Below are 18,635 nucleotides of genomic sequence, written 5' to 3' on the forward strand. Positions count from 1 at the left end.
CGGTCCCGAGTGAGCGAAGCGAACGACTTGAACCAGTTGTTATACGCCTGACTCACGTACAGCAGCCTTCGCTAGTAATATATACACGGCCGCAGTCGTTACACTCAGTAGCGTCTACAGATGTGTTGCAGTGAAAACAGAATGGTTTTTCATGATATCCAATAACCAGATAGGACTGGCGACAAATTGGACAGTCAAGTGTCCCCGCGAAGTCATCTGGTGTGTCTGACTCCTCGTTGCTCCATTCAGGCCAATTATCATGCATCCACTGTTCAAGGCGATGCATTGCTATCCAGTATAGGTCTTGGCGGCCATAGACCAGAAGTTGAATTTCGCGAAGCGTTTCTGGCGGTATGTCGCATTCGAGTTTGGATTTAAGTACGCTGTCCGCGAAAAACAAAATGAATGCCAATGATTCCGAAATTATAGCTTCGTCTTTTTCTTGGTGATCGTAACGATGATGTTCAATTCGATTTCTTCGTTGTTGTATTTTCTCGATGACTTCTCTGGGCTGCTTTGGCAAACCTAACCCTAGATTCTCTAGTCGTATAAGTGCCTCTTTGACTCCGACCGTCATTGAGTCATCGGTAATTTTTGCGTCAAGATTTCGATAAATTAAAATCGGGTTGGTTCTATGTAACTGTTCCTTCAGGAATAGCTCTATTGCATGAAAGAGCGTCAAGATTGCGTGCTTGCGACTGGAGTACCCGGGCTCTTTCAAAAAGTGCTCAATACCGATTCGAAGTGAGTCAACAGCGTTTGCGTATATGTCGCTCATGAGGTCTCCGATTCAGGCGTATAACGCCGCCATAAACGGCGACAGCGCGGAGCGCCTTTTGCGCATAAAATGGCGAAGCCATGCGCAAAAGGTGCGGAGTCTCTGGCGCCCGTTTTGATGGCTTTGTTAGGCCATTTTTAGTCTTTGCAATATTCCCGGGTTCCCAATCTTACCCAGCGGCCATTCCTGCACTTATGATCAGTATCACTTATGCAGGTGGTCTCGCCATCGTTGTACCAGCTGCCGTTGAAATGACACTGAGCACCCATAGTTTTCCACTGATCCTCTTCTTCTTTAGAGGTGTAGCTTACAGTTAAGGTGGGCGGCGGCAAAAACTGAGTGCAACACCTGACCTTTCCGGTACGGTGCTGCCCCTATGTCTTATACCGAACTCAGCGTTGAAGAGCGCGCCACCATTCAAATCGGTCGTACCCAAGGCTTCAGCCTGCGCAGGATTGCCTGCTTGATCAACCGATCCCCTTCGACCATCAGCCGTGAGCTGCGCCGTAACCGAGGTGCTTGCGGTGGCTACTCGGCCCGCCTGGCCCAGCAGCAAATGCAGGCCCGCCGCCAGGTTTGTCGACCGATGCGAAAACTGTTGCCGGGTAGCGAGCGCTTCGAACTGGTGACCCATATGCTGCGTGAGCGTTTGTCTCCCGAGCAGATTGCCGGCAAGCTGCGCAGCATGAACATACCCAACCTGCGAGATGCCTACGTCTGTCGCGAGACGATCTACAACGCGATCTATGCCCTGCCAGTGGGTGAGCTGCGTAAGGAGCTGATCATCTGTCTGCGCCAAGGCAAGACGACGCGCCGGCCGCGCTCTGGTGGCGTGGATCGGCGCGGCCAGATCCCCGAGATGGTCAGTATTCATGTGCGCCCGCCGGAGATTGAAGACAGGCTGATGCCGGGGCATTGGGAAGGCGACCTCATCAAGGGTAAGGCCAACGCCTCGTCCGTCGGTACGCTGGTGGAACGCACCAGTGGCTACCTGATGTTGGTGAAGATGAACGACGCGACGGCGACTTCGGCGCTGGAAGGCTTCAGCGCCGCGCTCAATAGCATGCCGCTGGAGATGCGCAAGAGCATGACTTACGACCAGGGCCGGGAGATGGCGCGACACGCCGAGATCACCCAAAGAACCGGCGTGGCGATCTACTTCTGCGACCCGCACAGCCCCTGGCAGCGCGGCAGCAACGAAAACATCAACGGCCTGATTCGCCAGTACTTGCCCAAGGGCACAGACCTGTCGGTACATAGCCAGGAGGAGCTGGACGCCATTGCGCTGCAACTGAACATGCGACCGCGCAAGCGCTTCGACTTCAAATGCCCCATCGAGGTGATGGGAGAGGTCATGCAAAATGCCATGGCAATGCGGCATGATGCTCCGGCTTCAATTCAATAACCGTGTTGCACTCAGCTCCTGCAACCGCCGTGCAATAGCCTAGGATGAGTCGGGATGGGGTAAATATTTCAATTGTTTCTCCCGGGAAAATTACCTCGCTACTGCCCGTACCGCAGCCGCCAAGAGCTGTTCCCCACCAAATTGAAACATTAATTGATTTACTTCCACTATTGTGGGCCGAGACAGACCGAATCTCTCTTGAGTTCGGCCAGTAATTGGCGCGCATAGCGAAGTCTTTACACGCGTTTCCTCGGCACGTTGATGGTGCAGCAAACGCTTCATCTCCAGGGATTCCAATCTGAAAGACCTTTTCAGAACTATCCATTTCTATCTCCTTGCATGGTTAACATAGGGCCTAACGGTTAAGCTAACAGGCGAGTAAAAGCGCAGCTTTTGCGAGTCCAGTGAGCGAAGCGAACGGTGTTGAGCGTATTGTTATACATCACTCTGCGCCGCTCTTAAATCCATCGATTACCCAATATATTATTCTTATTGAGATAAATGTGCCTATGGCGCTGAGGGCTGATGCTATAGGGAAGCCGATGAGTAGTTCGTTGGTGTCTACGCGAAATTCATTTAGGCAGAGTGCAATGTAGGTGCAGATAAAGGCTATGCCGGAAATTACGATTGCTAATCGTTTGAATCCCTTATTTTTGTAGGTTGACATGGCGCCTTCTCTGTTTTGTTAGTTGGTTTTATTTTTGCAATAGTTGACGGTATATGCCGTTGTAGTGCAAATTACAGATAAGAGCATTGCGCAGGTAATTATTAGTGCGGGCCAGAATGTGACGCTTAAATTGAAGTGCTCTGCTGAGCCAAGAGCGCCCAAACCAACGATGAGCCCCCAGAGATTTTGGTTCAGATTGATTTTAAATTGCTCTTGTGGGGCGCTCATGATTTACCTTGTGTATGTATAACGTTCGAGGTGAGCCACACGAAGTGTTCGCTCTAGTGAGTAGTTATCCGACGATTTGCACTCGCCCGCGAAGCGGGTCGGTAAATGCAGGTAAAACTCAAGGGAGGAAAAATCAAAAAACAGCGACTTCCAGCGAAACCAAACAGCGCTGTTCGCCTTAACAGCAGTTAAGCGATAGCGCTGTTTGGTTTCGCTAATTAGCATATTTTTTGCTTTTTGGTCACCTTGATTCCATGTCATTTACGTGTCCTTGAACGCCGATTTCCCTATCGTTGGGTAACTATTAATTAGGCGACATAGCTGTCGCGTTTCCCCACGACACCTGTCGCATAACCTTCCTTGTCGTCCTGTAAGTCCTTGTCTGGCCTGAAGATGCTTGCGGCAAACGCGACAGCACTCAGGGAGCAACGTGACAGGGATAACGGCAAGCTGGTCGCTTCTGGCGTAATGCCAGCAGGCTTGAGCCAGAAGCTAGTGCAGACTGCCGATTCTGTCCATGCACAGCGCCAGGGAGCTTGTGCCGGCTGCGAATGCGGCGGTTGCAACGCCGCCAGCGCGCCTTACCCCTCCTGCGCGCGATAGGCCCCCGGCGTCAGCCCGGTCCATTTCTTGAACGCGCGGTGGAAGGCCGAGGGTTCGGAGAAGCCGAGCTGTTCGGCGATGTCCTGGATGGCCAGCTCGTCGCGGCCGAGGTGGTAGATGGCGAGGTCGCGGCGCAGGTGGTCCTTGAGTTCCTGGAAGCTGGTGCCTTCCTCGCGCAGGTGGCGGCGCAGGGTCTGCGGGCTGATATGCAGCTGCTGGGCGACCCGTTCCAGGTCCGGCCACTGCTGGCAGTCGCGGCCGAGCAGGCGGCGGATCTGGCTGGTCAGGCTGTCGCCGCCGTCGGGGCGGGCCAGCAGGTCGGCGGGGGAGTGTTCGAGGAACTGCTTGAGCGTGCGTTCGTCCTGCAGCAGCGGCATGGCCAGGTAGCGGGCGTGGAACAGCAGGCTGGTGGCGCCTGCGCAGAAGCGCCGGGTGCAGGGAAACAGCAGTTCGTACTCGGCGGCGTGCTCCGGCTCGGGGTAGGCGAAGGTGGCTTCCTCCAGGCGGATGCGCTGGCCGATCAGCCAGCTGCCGAGGCGGTGCCAGATCACCAGCAGGCTTTCCACCAGGAAGTGGTCGGGGTCCCACAGGCTGCTGTCGTCCACGCTCAGCCGCGCCCAGTCGCCTTCGCGCTGCAGGCGGATGCTCGGCGCATCGGGGAACAGGCCGTAGAACAGCGCGCCGCGGCTCAGCGCTTTTTCCAGCGTGCGGCAGTGGATGATGGCGTGGCCCATCATGGCGAAGGTGCCGCGTTTGCTCGGTTGGCGGCCGAAGCCCAGGTACTCGTCGTCCAGCGCTTCCCACAGCAGCTGCATCAGCCGGGCGAACTGCTCGGGGGCGATGCGCGCACGCGGCTCGATGAGCACCGCCGGCTGGATGCCGGCCTGGCGCAGCAGCGGCTCGCAGGCCAGGCCCCGACGCTGCGCGCCGCGCAGGGCGGCGCGGACGAAATGGCTGGCGATGGTGCGTTCGCGCATGTCGGGCTTCCGTGATCGGGGTGACGATGGTAGGCAGCGGCTGTGGTGCAGGGCAAGCCAGCCGAGCGATTGGGTCAATCGAGGCTGAGCGCATGGGTCATTGAGGGGGACGGGGGCGGCGCCTAACCTCGCTGGCAGCACAATCAGCGGAGGAACCGCCCCATGCAGCGCAACCATTTCGACACCGAGCACAATCTGTTCCGCGACGCCTTCGCGGCCTTTCTCGATAAGGAGGTGGTGCCGCATCAGGAGGAGTGGGAGGCCGCTGGGGTGGTCGACCGCAGTGTGTGGGCCAAGGCCGGCGAGATGGGCTTTCTGCTGCCCTGGGCGGACGAGGAGTACGGCGGCGCCGGGCTCAAGGATTTCCGCTACGAGCAGATCATGTGCGAGGAGCTGGCGCGGATCAACGAACCGGGCTTCATGATCCCACTGCACTCGGCGCTGTGCGGCCCCTATATCGCCGAGTACGGCAGCGCGCAGCAGAAGGCGCGCTGGCTGCCGGGCATCGTCCGCGGCGAGACCATCCTCGCCGTGGCCATGACCGAACCGGCCGCCGGTTCCGACCTGGCCGGCATGCGCACCACCGCGCTGGACAAGGGCGACCATTGGCTGCTCAACGGCTCCAAGGTGTTCATCTCCAACGGCTACCTGGCCGACCTGGTGATAGTCGCGGCCAAGACCGACCCGGCCAACAAGCATGCCATGGGCCTGTTTCTGGTGGAGCGCGGCATGCAAGGTTTCGAGCGCGGCAAGAAGCTGAAGAAACTCGGCATGCACAGCCAGGACACCGCCGAGCTGTTCTTCAACGACGTCAAGGTGCCCAAGGAGAACCTCTTGGGCGATGCCAAGGGCGGTTTCTTCTACCTGATGAACATGCTCGCCCAGGAGCGCCTGACCAACGCCTGCGGCGCGGTGGCCGGCGCCGAGGCGGCCTTGCAGACCACCATCGACTACGTCAAGGAGCGCCAGGCCTTCGGCCGCCCGGTGGCGCATTTCCAGAACACCCGCTTCAAGCTGGCCGAGATGCGCACCCAGATCGACGTGGCCCAGGTGTTCACCGACCGCTGCGTGATGGATCACAACCAGAAGAAGCTCAGTGCAGAAGTCGCCGCAGAGGCCAAACTGTTCACCACCGAGCTGCTGTGCAAGGTGGTCGACGAGGGCGTGCAGCTGCACGGCGGCTGGGGCTACATGTGGGAGTACCCGATCTGCAAGATGTACGCGAACGCGCGCATCCAGCGCATCTTCGCCGGCACCTCGGAGATCATGAAGGAGATCATCAGCCGCGGGATGAAGCTGTAGCGGCCGTTCGACGGAGAGTGGAGATGAATCTTGCGATTGACGCATGGGCCCAGCCCGCCGGTGGCCGGCTGCGCGAACGCATGCCGGAAGTGGCGCGGCTGTTCGAGAAGTCCGGCAGTGCGCATCTGCTGGATGTGCGACTCGGCCCCGAGGAGACCATCGCGCTGATGGACGAGGCCGGTGTCGACAAGCTGATGCTGGCCGCCTGGTGCCGCCCCGAGGGCTGGGTGTTCAGCAACGACGAGATCGCCGAGTTCACCCGGGCCTTTCCCGAGCGCTTCGTCGGCGTGGCCACGGTCGACCTGAGCAAGCCGATGGCCGCCGTGCGCGAGCTGGAGCGGGCCGTGCACGAGCTGGGCTGCAAGGCGCTGCGCATCGTGCCCTGGCTGTGGAAATTGCCGCCGAACGACCGGCGCTACTACCCGCTGTACCTGAAGTGCATCGAGCTGGACATTCCCTTCTGCACCCAGGTTGGCCATACCGGCCCGCTGATGCCGTCGGAAACCGGGCGCCCGGTGCCCTATCTGGACGAGGTGGCGTTGGACTTTCCGGAGCTGCGCATCGTCGCCGGGCATATCGGCCATCCCTGGACGGACGAGATGATCGGCGTGGCCTGGAAGCACGACAACGTCTTCATCGACACCTCGGCCTATCTGCCCCGTTACTACCCGGCGCAGCTGCTGCAGTACATGCAGAGCTACGGCGCGCACAAGGTGCTGTTCGGCAGCAATTTCCCCCAGCTGTCCCTGAGCCGCTGCATGGCCCAGGTCAAGGAACTCGGCCTGGCCGCCGAGGTGGAGGCGCAATTTCTGTACGGCAACGCCCGCCGGGTGTTCGCCTTGTAATGTCCGACTGAGCGAGACGCCCCCGGCGCCGCGCCGGGATCTGCCGCTGGCCCCGCACAACAACCGACAACAGGTGCGCCGCGATGACCGAACCACTGCAACTGCCGCTGCAACGCTTCAACCACTGGCTGGATCGGCAACCCGACGCGGTCTGGCTGCGCCAGCCGGTGGCCGGCGTCTGGCACGATTTCACCTGGCGCCAGGTCGACGAGCAGGCGCGGCGCCTGGCCAGCGCGCTGCTGGCGCTGGGCTGCTTGCCCGGCGAGCGGGTGGCGCTGCTGGCGAAGAACTGCGCCGAATTGTTTATCAGCGACCTGGCGATCCAGCACGCCGGGCTGGTCAGCGTACCGCTGTACCCGCTGCAGGCGCCCGAGCAGATCGCCTACGTGCTGCAGCACGCCGGCTGCAAGCTGATCCTGGTGGGCAAGCTGGACGAGCCGGACAAGCTGGCCGCCGGCATCGGCCCGCATATCACGCGCATCGCCATGCCCTATCCGAGCATGCCGGCCGAGCACCGCTGGCACGAGCTGCTGGCCGCCCACGAGCCCCTGGCGGGTAGCCGCCAGCAGCGCGGCGACGAGCTGCTGTCGATCCTCTATACCTCGGGCACCACCGGGCAGCCCAAGGGGGTGATGCTCTCGGCCCATGCCATGGCCTTTTCCGCGGCGCACGCCACGGCGGAGATGGGCATGACGCCGCAGGACCAGTTCTTCTCCTACCTGCCGCTGTCGCACGCCGCCGAGCGCTTTCTGGTGGAGTTCAACAGCCTCTATTGCGGCGCGCCGGTGGCCTTCGTCGAGTCGCTGGAGACCTTCGCCAGCGACCTGCGGCGGGTGCGGCCGACCGTGTTCTTCTCGGTGCCCAGGCTGTGGACGCGCTTTCAGCAGGGCGTGCTGGAGCAGCTGCCGGCGCACAAGCTCGAACGGCTGCTGCGCATCCCGTTGCTCGGCCGCCTGGTGGCGCGCAAGGTGCGCGCGGGGCTGGGGCTGGATCGTGCGCGCATCCTGGTGTCCGGCGCGGCGGCGATTTCCACCGGGCTGCTGGACTGGTACCGGCGCCTGGGCATGACCATTTGCGAGGGCTACGGCATGACCGAGCATTTCGCCTACGGCTGCTTCAACCGGCCGGGGCAGGTGCGCTTCGGCACGGTGGGCCGGCCCATGCCGCACCTGCAATTGCGCATCGACGCCAGCGGCGAGATCCTGTTGCGCAGCGAGACCCTGATGCAGGGCTATTACCGCGAGCCGGAGAAGACCGCCGAGACGCTCGAGGGCGGCTGGCTGCACACCGGCGACCGCGGCCAGCTGGACGAGGCGGGCTACCTGCGCATCACCGGGCGGGTCAAGGACATCTTCAAGACCAGCAAGGGCAAGTACGTGGCGCCGGCGCCCATCGAAGGCGAGATCGCCAAGAGCCACTGGGTCGAGCAGGTGTGCCTGATGGGCAGCAACCTGGACCAGCCGCTGGCGCTGATCGAGCTGTCGCCGGCGGCCCGCCAGCAGCCGCAGGAGGTGGTCGGCCAGGCGCTGCAGGCGCATCTGCAGGCACTCAACGAGCGCCTGGCGCCGCACGAGCGCATCAGCCATTTCATCCTGGTGCGCGAGGCCTGGACGGTGGACAACGGCTGCATGACGCCGACCATGAAGATCCGCCGCAACGTGCTGGAGGCGCGCTACGCCGGGGCGCTGGCCGGCCTGTCGGCGAGCGAGGCCATCGTCTGGGAGCCTTGATCCCTGGCCCGCAGGCAATCCGTTAGCGCAACCCCGGATGGCCTCCGGGCCAAGCCGGCCGCGCCGGCCGGGGTTGCACCGTTCTACCCCTCGCCCCTCTGGGGAGAGGGCTGGGGAGAGGGGCTAGGGCCTCTCGCCCGACACCACATCATCTGATCGGGAGTCGCCATGTCCGGCCCACTGTCTTCGCTGAAAATCCTCGACTTCTCCACCCTTTTGCCGGGGCCCTTCGCCTCGCTGCTGCTGGCCGACCTGGGCGCCGAGGTGCTGCGGGTGGAGTCGCCCACGCGCATGGACCTGGTGCGCGTGCTGCCGCCGCACGACGGCGGCACCTCCACCAGCCACGCCTACCTGAACCGCAACAAGCGCGCCATCGCCCTCGACCTCAAGCGCCCCGAGGCGCTGGAGGTGGTGAAGAAGCTGGTGGGCGAGTACGACATCGTGCTGGAGCAGTTCCGCCCCGGGGTGATGGACAAGCTGGGCGTCGGCTACGCGGCGCTGAAGGCGATCAACCCGCGGCTGATCTACGTGTCGATCACCGGCTACGGCCAGAGCGGGCCGTACAAGGACCGCGCCGGGCACGACATCAACTACCTGGCGCTGGCCGGCCTCGCCAGCTACACCGGCCGCCGCGACAGCGGCCCGCTGCCGCTGGGGGTGCAACTGGCGGATATCGCCGGTGGCTCGCTGCACGGGGTGATCGGCCTGCTCGCCGCGGTGGTGCAGCGCCAGGTCACGGGCCTGGGCCAGCAGGTGGACGTGAGCATGACCGACTGCGCCTTCAGCCTGCACGCCATGGCCGGCGCCGGCTACCTCGGCGCCGGGGTGGAGCCGGACATGGAGAACCAGGCGCTCAACGGCGGCAGCTTCTACGACTACTACCGCACCCGCGACGGCCGCTGGTTCTCGGTGGGCAGCCTGGAGCCGCAGTTCATGCAGCAGTTCTGCCAGGCCATCGGCCGGCCGGAGCTGGCGGCACGCGGGCTGTCGCCGAAGCCCGAGGATCAGCGCGCGCTCAAGCGCGAGATCGAGATCGAGTTCGAGCGTCGCGACTTCGCCGAGTGGTGCCAGCGCTTCGCCGCCCTGGACGCCTGCGTCGAGCCCATGCTGCCGCTGTCCGAGGCGGTGGAACATCCGCAGATCCAGGCGCGCGGGCTGGTCACCGAGGTGCCGCGCGATGGGCTGCCGGCGCAGCGGCAACTGGCCTGCCCGCTGAAGTTCTCGGGCGGTTTGCCGGCGCCGCGGCATATCGGCGCGGCGGTCGGCGCGCATACCGAGGAAGTCCTGACCGAACTGGGCTACAGCGCCGAGCAGATCGCCGCGCTGCGGGCGGTCAAGGCGCTGGGCTGATTGACGGGGCTATGCTGAAGCGGGAGGGCCCGGCCATGATCGCCATGCTCGAAGCCCTGCAGGCCGATATCACCGGCCTGGAGGTCGACGCCATCGTCAACGCCGCCAACAGCTCGCTGCTCGGCGGCGGCGGGGTGGACGGTGCCATTCACCGCGCCGCCGGGCCGCGGCTGCTGGAGGCCTGTCGGCCGCTGGGCGGTTGTCCCACCGGCGAGGCGCGGCTGACGCCCGGCTTCGCGTTGCCGGCGCGCTGCGTGATCCATACGGTGGGGCCGGTCTGGCACGGCGGCGAGCGCGGCGAGGCGCAGCTGTTGGCCAGCTGCTATCGCAATGCGCTGCGCCTGGCCGCCGAGCATGAGCTGCGCAGCATCGCCTTTCCCTCGATCAGCACCGGCATCTACGGTTATCCCGCCGAGCAGGCGGCCGGCATCGCGGTGGCGACGGTACGCGAGGAAGTTGCCCACCTGCCGAGGATAGAGCGCGTGCTGTTCTGCTGTTTTTCCGCCGCCGATCTGGCACGGTATCGGGATTTACTAAGGCAACTCTGAAATAGCCGTCGTTCCCGCGCAGGCAGGACAGCAGCTTTATCGCTGAACGGCGCAATAGTCCAGAAGCTGCGTCGTCCCCGGGCTCCCGCCTTCGCGGGGGTGGCGATAAATGGCTTTTTCAGGACGTTCCTGACGTAGGGCATGCCTGCGGGCGGTGCCGGGGCCTGGCCGCAGGCTATTCCACCCGCTGCTGGCCGGTGAACTGCAGGGTCACCTTGCAGCGTCGGCAGTAGTAGCGCCGGCCCTTGGCCACCAGGGCATGGCGCTGGGAGGAGAAGGGGAATTCGCCGTCGGGGCAGCTGCAGCGGTAGATAAAGCGGCTGACCTTGCGCCGCTGCACGTCGTAGCTGTGGCAGCGGTGCGGCGGCAGTTCGTAGACCCCGCGCATGATCAGTTGCCATTCCTCGCCGTGGGGCTGGATGCGCGGGCCGAACAGCTGGTGGGCGATCAGGTGCGCCACCTCGTGGGCCACGGTCTGCTGCAGGAAGTCCTCGCGGTTGTCGCGATACAGCTGCAGGTTGAAGCGCAGCTTGTTTTCCGTCAGATGGGCGACGCCGGCCTTCTGCCCACGCAGCTTGAAGCTGATCTCGGGGCGAGCGAAGCGTTGCTTGAAGAAGGTTTCGGCCAGCTGGTAGCAGGCCTCGACGCGGGCATGGAGCTGTTCGGGCATGCGCCGATTATGCCCAATCATGGCCCTGGCGGCAGCCCATAAACGACGAAACCACCCGCAGGTGGTTTCGCCGAGTCGCCATTGCCCTCAGCTGGTGTAGACCGGGCCGACGCCCAGGCCCCAGAGGATCACCGAGGTGGCGATCATCGCCACCAGCACCACCAGGCCTACCGCCAGCACCGAGCTGGAGAACATGAACCCCTCGTCCTCGGGGATGTTCATGAAGGTCGGTATGCCGACATAGAGCAGGTACACCGTGTAACAGATGGCCACCGTGCCGACCACCATCGCCAGCCACAGGTGCGGGTAGAGCGCCGCCAGGCCGCCGATGAACAGCGGGGTGGCGGTGTAGGCCGCGAACACCACGCACTGGGTCATGGTCGGGTTGGCGTCGTAGGTGCGCGCCATCCAGTGGATGAAGGCGCCCATCACCGCGACGCCGGCGAGCATCGCCAGGTAGGACATGATGGTCATGCTCAGGGCGCTGCCCTCGGTGAGCATCACCGGCGCTCGGTCGCCGATCGACCAGCCCACCTGGGTGGTGCCGATGTAAGCCGAGACCGCCGGGATGGCGGCGAGCAGCAGGACATGGGTCAGGTACATGTGGCTGATGGTTTCTTCCTCGCCACGGATTTCTTGCCATTCTTGGTCGGGATGGGTGAAGAGCCCCCAAACGTGGTGGATCATGCCAGACACCTCCTCTTTTTATGACGATCGCCCCCCAGCGGACGCCCGGCGCGCGTGTACAGCGCCACCGGGTGCCAGGCCGAACCTATGCGACCGTATGTCGCAGTATAGGCAGGGGCTGGAGGGCGCGTGGTGCCTGGCTTTAGAGCGAATTGCTCTCTGCCGGTCAGTTGTAATAGCGCTCTAGAATTTCCATGGCCTTGTTGATCGACTGCAGCCGCTCGGTGCTGCCGCCGCGATCCGGGTGGTGCTGGCTGACCAGCTGGCGGTAGCGCCGCTTGATGCTGGCCAGGTCGAGGACCGCGCCGGGGCCGTCCAGTTCGAACAGCGCCAGCGCCGCCTGTTTCTCCTCGCCGCCCTGCATGCGGGTCCAGAAACTGGCCAGCAGACGCTCGACATCGCGCTCGTCGGTATCGCGCAGGTTGCTCATGTCCAGGTAGTAGTCGCGCAGCCCGTCGCGCTCGCTGAGCGCCGCGCTGCCGGCCTGGTAGGGCAGCAGGCGGATGCACAGCGGGGCGATCTGCAGCAGGTGGCGGCCCTCCTGCCAGAGCCGCTCGCGCAGGCGGTACAGGGCGTTGAACAGGAGGAAATGGGTGCGAAACAGCACCAGCTTGTCGGTCAGCGGCAGGTTGGGGATATGGCCGCTGTGGCGCTGCTTGAGCTGCTGGATCAGCTGGTACTCGGCCAACCCGTCGGGCGCGGCGAGTAGCAGTTCGAGCACCTGGTCGGCCAGGTCCAGGGCGGGGTCGAGGTCGTCGTTCATCGGCCGAGCCTAGCATTTCGCCGTCGGTGGGGTAGGGCGAGCGGGCCATTGTGCGTAAAATGTCGCGCTTTCGTTCCTACCCCCGGATTCCGACGCACCATGGGCACCCTTTCGGTCAACCAGAACAAACTGCAGAAGCGCATTCGCCGCCTGGCCGGCGAAGCCATCACCGACTTCAACATGATCGAGGATGGCGACAAGGTGATGGTCTGCCTGTCCGGCGGCAAGTTATAACCAAAAAAATATTTGTAAAGCCTATAAACCTGTAGACATTGCCTGTAAGCCCCGCCTTCCGTCGCTTTTTCTTTCCTCTCGTTTGACAGAACTCATTTGTGGGCTAGTTTGTAACTAAATCGGTTATTGGACTAGCTTTTTTGTCAATCATGAAAGTCAAACGATACCAATTCAATTCGTTGCCCTTCGTGTCGATAGTGGACGAAGCGGATTGCCCTATTGATCCGTATGTTTCCTGCTATCTCAATGGCGCTTTATCTGCTAAATCGGCCAATACGAGATTTAGGTACGCAAATGAACTGCTGTTCGTGCTGCAGTACTTTTCGGAAAAAAATATTGACCTACCCGAACGAGTTGCATCGGGCATTTTTATATCCCAGATGGAGTACATGCAGTTCTATGACAGATGCTGCTTAAGTAAGGGTTCTGGTGATGAAGGTATAAATATAAGATTTCTAGATATAAATGATAAACATTTAAGGAACATCATTGTTGCCAATCAGAAAGGGATGACAAAGGTCGCTAGCGAAACCTTGCAAGGTCGCATCAGACGACTTCGACAATTTCTTTTATGGCTGTTCGATGAGTTTCACGAAGTGCAAGATGCTGACGAAAAAACAAAAAATAAATTTAATGGGCTTATTTCAAAAATTAGGTTAGATGAAGATGCCCTTGGCAAGAATGGAGAGCAACATGTCGGCGATCCTGAGGAATCGGTGATCCCGGATGACGTTTTCGTAAAGTTTTTAGAGATGGTGATGCCGTCATCTCCTAATAATCCCTTTAAAGCATCTAGGGTGAGGAATTACTTGATCGTCAATTTGCTAGTCCTAAGCGGCATCAGAAGAGGTGCGCTGGCAAAATTGAAGATTTCTGACTGTCTATTTCATGGCACTAACGATCAGCTAGCTATTTATCGATCTGCAAATGATCCAACAGATCCGCGCTCTGAAAAACCCAATCAAAAGACAAAAGCACACTTCGCCTCGGTTGATCCAGGTTTTTTGGAGAAGGTTAAGTTCTATATTGACAACGTTCGTATTGTCTTTCCTCGTGCGCAATTCCATGACTTCGTGTTTGTCAGCGAAAATGACTCTAAAGGCACTGCGGGTCAGCCTCTTTCTTTAAAGGCAATAAATGCAATATTTCAAAAGCTCTCTAGATCGCTGGGCTTTCATGTCCATCCTCATTTGTTGCGCCACAAATGGAATGAAATTTTTGATAAGAAAGGGGAGTCGCTTGGGGTCAATCCGGCTTTGCTTGAGGATGCTAGAAAATATGCCATGGGCTGGTCGCAAAATACGACTCAGAACAGACGATATAATGAAAAGAGAATTGCGCTGAAGACGAGAGAGATATCAATGGCGCATCAAAAAAGAGTGGATCAGCAAAAATGACTCGCGAGAAGAGGCGGGAAGTTTTTAAGTCTCTGACTAATGAAGGCTCATGGATTACGGCCAAATCTGGCCTGATGGTAAATACCTCAGACGATGTATGGATATTACTGCCGAATAATGGAAAAGGAAAACGGTTGTGCGTTGACTGGGTTCATTCGTCTAACATGCCAGATGATGATAAAAAATTAATTCTGAGTGTATTTGTGGACTACGTGCGAACCAAGGCTGCGAGTACGGCGTCAGGTATCGTTTGCAATGTAAAGCCATTTATGTTGAATGGCATTCCGTCGTTAGCCAGAGTTAAATCTATATGGAGTGGGCTGCAGACAAACAATAAGAAGGGGCTCAATCAGTTCTTTGGGACGCTCTCTAGGCAAGGTAATACACGGTATGAAGAATATCACAAGTTTACGCGGACACATTTGGACAAGGGTAAAGACAATACTCTTGATCCTTCCATTGGGGCACTAAGCGATATTGAGTTTGACTCGTTAGCCAGGCAGATCAATGAAAATATACAAGAGTTCGACTGGGGCGCCAGTCGGGATCTTTTGTTTTTTCAGTCGCCGAGGCTATATGCGCGGCTCAGAAATATAGTCACTAACAAGTTGTTGCTCTCCATCGTAAGGCGGCCAATTCAAATTGCGCTATTGAAATGGTCTGATTTGATCCCCTCGGGTGCGAGTTTTCGCGACGCGGGAATTCTTCCTGTGGACGAAATCGGCACGGTAGGGGGGCAAACATTGCAGCTTAGAGTGTTCATAGTTAAGTCTAAGGGCGCACAATTCTCAAGGGAGCGGCCCGAGCGCTATCCTATACATCTTTCCGAATATATCTCAAGGGTTCTTATAGACTATAAACGGGTGGTATTGGAAGGGCTCAGACTAGTGATGGACTCAGCAGAGATTCAAGTGGATCAATCTGAACTCTTGAGCCTCATGAATGATATGCCTATGTTTCCAGCGGTTGATTTTTTTGAAGTGCGATTTGACTCTTTAGATTTGTTCAAAAGCATGTTTACGCCAAAGTCTACTGCCTACCACATATCGGAGACTGCAGTTGCACAGGCCATGAGATGGGTTCCGGTTGCCTCTGATCGAACTGTCGAATGTATGGCTACTTCCAACAGAATTCGTCACACCGTATTAACTCGCGGTGCTCAAAATGGTCTGCCCGCCGTTCAATTGGCCAAGATGACAGGTGTCACCGTGCCGGCTGCAAGGCATTACATAGATTTGGATTATGTATCTAGGAGAGAGATTGACACAAAGTATATCGGAAATGAGTTTCTAAAGAAGGCTTTTAGCCATACCTTAACTGTCGTTCCGGAAGGCGATGAGGTCATTGTCGACAATAAGTTCAACCCTGTTGGTGGGGCACTCAACAAGCATTCCTGCGCGACCTGTTCAACTGTTTTAGGGAGACCATTGGGGTGTTATGGGTGCCCAAACTTTCGTCCGATGCTAGAAGCTGATCACAGGTCGGTATTGGCTGATGCAGAGGGCAAGCTTGCTGCAAACCGCAACTCCCTAGTTAGTCCTCTTTACGCTCGCAGTATTGAAAAATTGGAGAGACAGATTGTTTGGGTGAGGCAAACAATAATGGTTTGCGATGAAGAACTCGCAAGGCGGCGCACAATCGATGCTTAACAAATACCTTGGCCGATTGGAACGGCTCATCAGCGAATATCGCGAAGCCAAGCTAGCGCAATTTGAAGGGCATGGCGGCAAGAAAGCGGAGTTTGATGATTTGGTCTGGTATCATATTGATCCCAATACTGGCCGCCGAACCCGATTCTTGTGCGGTGTACATGGCCGCAAGGGCAAAGGAAACGCCGGCAACCACCCCATAGACGCCCTTCCTTACCCCTATGACCACCTGATAAAAATATGGATCATAGAAACAACTAATACACCACTTTCCGCCAAAGAAAAACAAGCTCGGACGTCGGTAGCTAGGAAGATGTTGTCACTCATAGATGGTGATCTCTATGAGCAATCAGAGTCCACAATCACCGGCCTTAATTTGGGGGCGCGTTCAGCTGACCGCTTGCGGCCGTTTCTCGCGTTCTGCGCTGAAAAGGGGGTGATGCGAAAGGTCAACCTGAAGGGCAGCGACAACAGAGACAGGACGGGACATGCCGCGTTTGACAATACGCTGGAGAAACTTCCAGATACCCAAACAGTACTTGCGCTAGCCGACATCTTCTCTAGTGTGTTTGAGTATGTGGATGAACATGGCTCGCTGAGCCCTGGTAAAGAGATAAAAATCCATGATGCCTTAGTGGTGACTTCTGCACTACTGTCGCTGGCATCGCCCAATCGAATTTCTGCGGAAATACCAGTTCTGCCTAAACAAAAACTGCATTGTTACTCTGAAAGTAATGGAGAGCCAGTTTATTATCTCGACTGGATTGGAAGTAAAGGCTACGGGAACCACAAAAATCACGTACTTGCGGTGCTCGCTGAGCCGATAAAGAAAGCCCTAAACTTCTTCTACAAGGCATGCGAGCCTGCAAGAATTCTCTGTCGATTCTACGAGAGTCCGGGCAAAAGCTTGAAAGCGTTGCTCAGTGGGTTCGAAATGGAACCAGAGCTAGAGAGAAATTTAAATTTAACCAAACGGCCTAATCTTTTCACATTGGGGTATGCTTTAGGGTTTTATGGGGTTAATGATTGCGTTCCGGTCCTTAAGGAAGGAGCTGATCTGACTTCCATCCATCAAAGTCAAAGAGGTCGTTTTTTCGAAAAAAAACCGATTTACTCGTTGCAGCCTCAAGATCAGTTGTCCGTGTCGCAAACGAGAAGTGCAGCTTTAGCAGGATTACCCCACTTGTTCGGGTACGCCAATATGCCAAAAGTTTTTTCCGATAAGTCTGTCGTTTCGGTTGAAGAAGTGCAGGAGTGGTGGATTGCTTTCTATAGGACATCAATTTTGCCGGAATTTCCGCTCTCATTTTCAACCGGAGAATCAAGTATCAAACTTAAGGATGCCATGTTCTGCTTCTTGGGGAGTTGGCTTTATGGTGCGCCCGAGAGTGTCGGAAGTGGTGGGAAGGTTTTTCAAAAGACAAACTATGCGGTGGTGCCATTAGCGTCGCTAGGCGCCTCGGTTCTTACTCGACTGGTCGGCCAGGGGCGCTACACGACATCGATTTTTCAGGATTACGGATTTTCGTCAGAATTAATTCTTCGACCGCATAGTCTGCGGCACTTATCTAACACCCTTGCTGATTTAAGTAGCATTCCAGTTGAAATTATCACTGCTTGGTCTGGCAGAAAGAATCCCGAGCAAACCCATACTTATATTCATACGACTCACGACGAGAAAGCCAGTCGTGTGAGTGCGATATTGAATCCGCCAGATATCGACAGGCGGGATATTCGAGTCGTTTCCCAAGATCAACTTACACAAACCACCAACCTGCCGGCATCTGTCACCTCCACCGGTCTTTGTACTCAAAATCTTAATGTAACGCCTTGCAATTATTTGAACGATTTCGTCTCGCAGTGCTTCATGTGTCCGGATACTTGTCACATAGCAGGCGATGTGAAGACAATCGAGTTTTTTGAGAAAGATTTATCGTTTCAAACTTTGAGATTAGAATCGGTAGCGTGTGATCCACGCTTACCAAGCTCCCAGGCAATGAGGCAGTGGTATCTAATTCACTCGCGAAATACCCATATTCTATCCATGCTGAATGATTTGATGAAAAGTAAGGCTGTCGGAACGATGATTTGTTACTCAGATAAAAATTCTGAGTTCAGTTTGACCGATCTAAATACCAAGATCATTACAAAGGTCGCGTGTGCCCTACCGGATTTTGAGGCTCGCCTGAAGGGTATTATTGAAGATAAGACTGCCAGAACAGCATCTGATGCTAATCCCGAGTTGCGCTCTCTTTTATCCTCTTTCGGTCTGTCTGAAGGCGAGGTGTGATGTGGTAGTCCCAAAAATATCAGCTCAGCAGCAGCGTAAGATAGAGATAATGTTGGCTAAGTGGGTAGGTAAGCTGACGTGGGATGCTCTGGTGACTAAGGTTGAACTTGAGCTTGGCATAAAAACGACTAGGCAAACCCTCTGCACTTATGTGGGTATCAACACATCTTATAAGAACAAAAAAGCTCAACTTCGGGGGGCAACGCCTTCCCTGCTCACAAAGATAACTGCTTCTGAAGTAAAGCTTGTGGAGCAAATAGAGCACTTGAAGGCTGAGGTTGCGGTTCTCAAAAGAAATAATGCAGAGCAACTGCGTATGATTGAGAGGATGCTTTTGAACGCCAATGCCATCCCCAACCTGGATCTTTATGCCTTGGTCAAGAAAAGACCTGAAGAGATACAAAATGGCTAATCATTCGCACACCTCCTCGACTATGCCGTATTGGGCACACGCTCGGTGTGCAACCCAAGGGGGTATCCGGGCGAGGAGACTGGCTTTCGCCCGGATTTGA

At 57.6% G+C, this 18,635-nt stretch carries 18 protein-coding genes and 1 pseudogene; 11 read left to right on the forward strand and 8 right to left on the reverse strand.

What is annotated here, in order from left to right; all coding sequences use genetic code 11:
• Positions 1-52: 52 nt before the first annotated feature.
• Positions 53-778, reverse strand: coding sequence for a hypothetical protein (locus AC1G9C_RS07635; RefSeq protein WP_480409888.1), 726 nt, complete (start codon positions 776-778; stop codon positions 53-55).
• A gap of 376 nt (positions 779-1,154) precedes the next feature.
• On the opposite strand from AC1G9C_RS07635, the gene AC1G9C_RS07640 reads away from it, so the two are divergent.
• Positions 1,155-2,183, forward strand: coding sequence for an IS30-like element ISPsp7 family transposase (locus tag AC1G9C_RS07640; protein WP_033959121.1), 1,029 nt, complete (start codon positions 1,155-1,157; stop codon positions 2,181-2,183).
• Here the strand turns inward: AC1G9C_RS07640 and AC1G9C_RS07645 are convergent.
• The 4 genes from AC1G9C_RS07645 to AC1G9C_RS07660 all read right to left on the reverse strand — a co-directional run bounded on the left by AC1G9C_RS07645 (position 2,131) and on the right by AC1G9C_RS07660 (position 4,658).
• Positions 2,131-2,508: a hypothetical protein gene (locus AC1G9C_RS07645; RefSeq protein ID WP_480409889.1), complete on the reverse strand. Its 378-nt coding sequence runs from the start codon at positions 2,506-2,508 to the stop codon at positions 2,131-2,133. The two genes, AC1G9C_RS07640 and AC1G9C_RS07645, sit on opposite strands and share 53 nt — an antisense overlap.
• A gap of 117 nt (positions 2,509-2,625) precedes the next feature.
• Positions 2,626-2,850 (reverse strand): hypothetical protein, encoded by a 225-nt coding sequence (locus AC1G9C_RS07650; RefSeq protein WP_480409890.1) that lies wholly within the window; start codon positions 2,848-2,850, stop codon positions 2,626-2,628.
• A gap of 231 nt (positions 2,851-3,081) precedes the next feature.
• Positions 3,082-3,339 carry a hypothetical protein gene (locus AC1G9C_RS07655; protein WP_480409891.1) on the reverse strand — a complete coding sequence of 86 codons (258 nt, stop codon included), beginning with the start codon at positions 3,337-3,339 and terminating at the stop codon, positions 3,082-3,084.
• Between the two features lie 320 nt (positions 3,340-3,659).
• Entirely contained in the window at positions 3,660-4,658 is a 999-nt protein-coding gene (locus AC1G9C_RS07660; RefSeq protein ID WP_021442163.1) for an AraC family transcriptional regulator, read from the reverse strand.
• A 162-nt stretch (positions 4,659-4,820) separates the two neighbouring features.
• On the opposite strand from AC1G9C_RS07660, the gene AC1G9C_RS07665 reads away from it, so the two are divergent.
• The 5 genes from AC1G9C_RS07665 (at position 4,821) to AC1G9C_RS07685 (ending at position 10,433) form a co-directional block, all read left to right on the forward strand.
• On the forward strand, positions 4,821-5,960 hold the full coding sequence (locus tag AC1G9C_RS07665; RefSeq protein WP_480409892.1) for an acyl-CoA dehydrogenase family protein: 1,140 nt from the start codon (positions 4,821-4,823) through the stop codon (positions 5,958-5,960).
• A gap of 23 nt (positions 5,961-5,983) precedes the next feature.
• Positions 5,984-6,805, forward strand: coding sequence for an amidohydrolase family protein (locus AC1G9C_RS07670; RefSeq protein ID WP_480409893.1), 822 nt, complete (start codon positions 5,984-5,986; stop codon positions 6,803-6,805).
• A gap of 83 nt (positions 6,806-6,888) precedes the next feature.
• On the forward strand, positions 6,889-8,535 hold the full coding sequence (locus tag AC1G9C_RS07675) for an AMP-binding protein (RefSeq protein ID WP_480409894.1): 1,647 nt from the start codon (positions 6,889-6,891) through the stop codon (positions 8,533-8,535).
• 168 nt (positions 8,536-8,703) lie between these two features.
• Complete coding sequence (locus tag AC1G9C_RS07680) at positions 8,704-9,885, forward strand: CaiB/BaiF CoA transferase family protein (RefSeq protein ID WP_480409895.1); 1,182 nt, start codon at positions 8,704-8,706, stop codon at positions 9,883-9,885.
• A 35-nt stretch (positions 9,886-9,920) separates the two neighbouring features.
• Positions 9,921-10,433: an O-acetyl-ADP-ribose deacetylase gene (locus AC1G9C_RS07685; protein ID WP_480409896.1), complete on the forward strand. Its 513-nt coding sequence runs from the start codon at positions 9,921-9,923 to the stop codon at positions 10,431-10,433.
• Positions 10,434-10,608: 175 nt separating this feature from the next.
• On the opposite strand, the gene AC1G9C_RS07690 is transcribed toward AC1G9C_RS07685, so the two are convergent.
• The 3 genes from AC1G9C_RS07690 to AC1G9C_RS07700 form a co-directional block, all read right to left on the reverse strand.
• Positions 10,609-11,103 (reverse strand): SprT family zinc-dependent metalloprotease, encoded by a 495-nt coding sequence (locus tag AC1G9C_RS07690; RefSeq protein WP_480409897.1) that lies wholly within the window; start codon positions 11,101-11,103, stop codon positions 10,609-10,611.
• Positions 11,104-11,190: 87 nt separating this feature from the next.
• Complete coding sequence (locus AC1G9C_RS07695) at positions 11,191-11,790, reverse strand: Yip1 family protein (protein WP_021444086.1); 600 nt, start codon at positions 11,788-11,790, stop codon at positions 11,191-11,193.
• A gap of 166 nt (positions 11,791-11,956) precedes the next feature.
• Entirely contained in the window at positions 11,957-12,553 is a 597-nt protein-coding gene (locus AC1G9C_RS07700) for a DNA-J related domain-containing protein (RefSeq protein WP_480409898.1), read from the reverse strand.
• 99 nt (positions 12,554-12,652) lie between these two features.
• Between AC1G9C_RS07700 and AC1G9C_RS07705 the strand changes: the two are divergent.
• The 5 genes and pseudogenes from AC1G9C_RS07705 to AC1G9C_RS07725 form a co-directional block, all read left to right on the forward strand.
• A pseudogene (locus AC1G9C_RS07705) lies at positions 12,653-12,781 on the forward strand (tRNA 2-thiocytidine(32) synthetase TtcA); the annotation flags it as partial.
• 203 nt (positions 12,782-12,984) lie between these two features.
• Positions 12,985-14,184 (forward strand): site-specific integrase, encoded by a 1,200-nt coding sequence (locus AC1G9C_RS07710; protein ID WP_223677414.1) that lies wholly within the window; start codon positions 12,985-12,987, stop codon positions 14,182-14,184.
• Positions 14,181-15,833 carry a hypothetical protein gene (locus AC1G9C_RS07715; RefSeq protein WP_034012842.1) on the forward strand — a complete coding sequence of 551 codons (1,653 nt, stop codon included), beginning with the start codon at positions 14,181-14,183 and terminating at the stop codon, positions 15,831-15,833. Before AC1G9C_RS07710 ends, AC1G9C_RS07715 begins: the two co-directional genes overlap by 4 nt.
• On the forward strand, positions 15,796-18,123 hold the full coding sequence (locus AC1G9C_RS07720; RefSeq protein ID WP_034012844.1) for a hypothetical protein: 2,328 nt from the start codon (positions 15,796-15,798) through the stop codon (positions 18,121-18,123). The genes AC1G9C_RS07715 and AC1G9C_RS07720 overlap by 38 nt, the downstream gene beginning before the upstream one ends.
• A 49-nt stretch (positions 18,124-18,172) precedes the next feature.
• On the forward strand, positions 18,173-18,535 hold the full coding sequence (locus AC1G9C_RS07725) for a hypothetical protein (protein ID WP_049950624.1): 363 nt from the start codon (positions 18,173-18,175) through the stop codon (positions 18,533-18,535).
• The last annotated feature ends 100 nt before the right edge of the window (positions 18,536-18,635 follow it).

This window comes from Pseudomonas sp. ABa2, from assembly GCF_056676075.1.

Coding starts and splice junctions, on each gene's coding strand:
- AC1G9C_RS07665 (WP_480409892.1), top strand. CDS start 4,821: ATGCAGCGCAACCATTTCGACACCGAGCACAATCTGTTCCGCGACGCC.
- AC1G9C_RS07640 (WP_033959121.1), top strand. CDS start 1,155: ATGTCTTATACCGAACTCAGCGTTGAAGAGCGCGCCACCATTCAAATC.
- AC1G9C_RS07685 (WP_480409896.1), top strand. CDS start 9,921: ATGATCGCCATGCTCGAAGCCCTGCAGGCCGATATCACCGGCCTGGAG.
- AC1G9C_RS07690 (WP_480409897.1), bottom strand. CDS start 11,103: ATGCCCGAACAGCTCCATGCCCGCGTCGAGGCCTGCTACCAGCTGGCC.
- AC1G9C_RS07655 (WP_480409891.1), bottom strand. CDS start 3,339: ATGACATGGAATCAAGGTGACCAAAAAGCAAAAAATATGCTAATTAGC.
- AC1G9C_RS07725 (WP_049950624.1), top strand. CDS start 18,173: ATGTTGGCTAAGTGGGTAGGTAAGCTGACGTGGGATGCTCTGGTGACT.
- AC1G9C_RS07680 (WP_480409895.1), top strand. CDS start 8,704: ATGTCCGGCCCACTGTCTTCGCTGAAAATCCTCGACTTCTCCACCCTT.
- AC1G9C_RS07675 (WP_480409894.1), top strand. CDS start 6,889: ATGACCGAACCACTGCAACTGCCGCTGCAACGCTTCAACCACTGGCTG.
- AC1G9C_RS07720 (WP_034012844.1), top strand. CDS start 15,796: ATGAAGAACTCGCAAGGCGGCGCACAATCGATGCTTAACAAATACCTT.
- AC1G9C_RS07645 (WP_480409889.1), bottom strand. CDS start 2,508: ATGGATAGTTCTGAAAAGGTCTTTCAGATTGGAATCCCTGGAGATGAA.
- AC1G9C_RS07650 (WP_480409890.1), bottom strand. CDS start 2,850: ATGTCAACCTACAAAAATAAGGGATTCAAACGATTAGCAATCGTAATT.
- AC1G9C_RS07660 (WP_021442163.1), bottom strand. CDS start 4,658: ATGCGCGAACGCACCATCGCCAGCCATTTCGTCCGCGCCGCCCTGCGC.
- AC1G9C_RS07715 (WP_034012842.1), top strand. CDS start 14,181: ATGACTCGCGAGAAGAGGCGGGAAGTTTTTAAGTCTCTGACTAATGAA.
- AC1G9C_RS07670 (WP_480409893.1), top strand. CDS start 5,984: ATGAATCTTGCGATTGACGCATGGGCCCAGCCCGCCGGTGGCCGGCTG.
- AC1G9C_RS07695 (WP_021444086.1), bottom strand. CDS start 11,790: ATGATCCACCACGTTTGGGGGCTCTTCACCCATCCCGACCAAGAATGG.
- AC1G9C_RS07635 (WP_480409888.1), bottom strand. CDS start 778: ATGAGCGACATATACGCAAACGCTGTTGACTCACTTCGAATCGGTATT.
- AC1G9C_RS07700 (WP_480409898.1), bottom strand. CDS start 12,553: ATGAACGACGACCTCGACCCCGCCCTGGACCTGGCCGACCAGGTGCTC.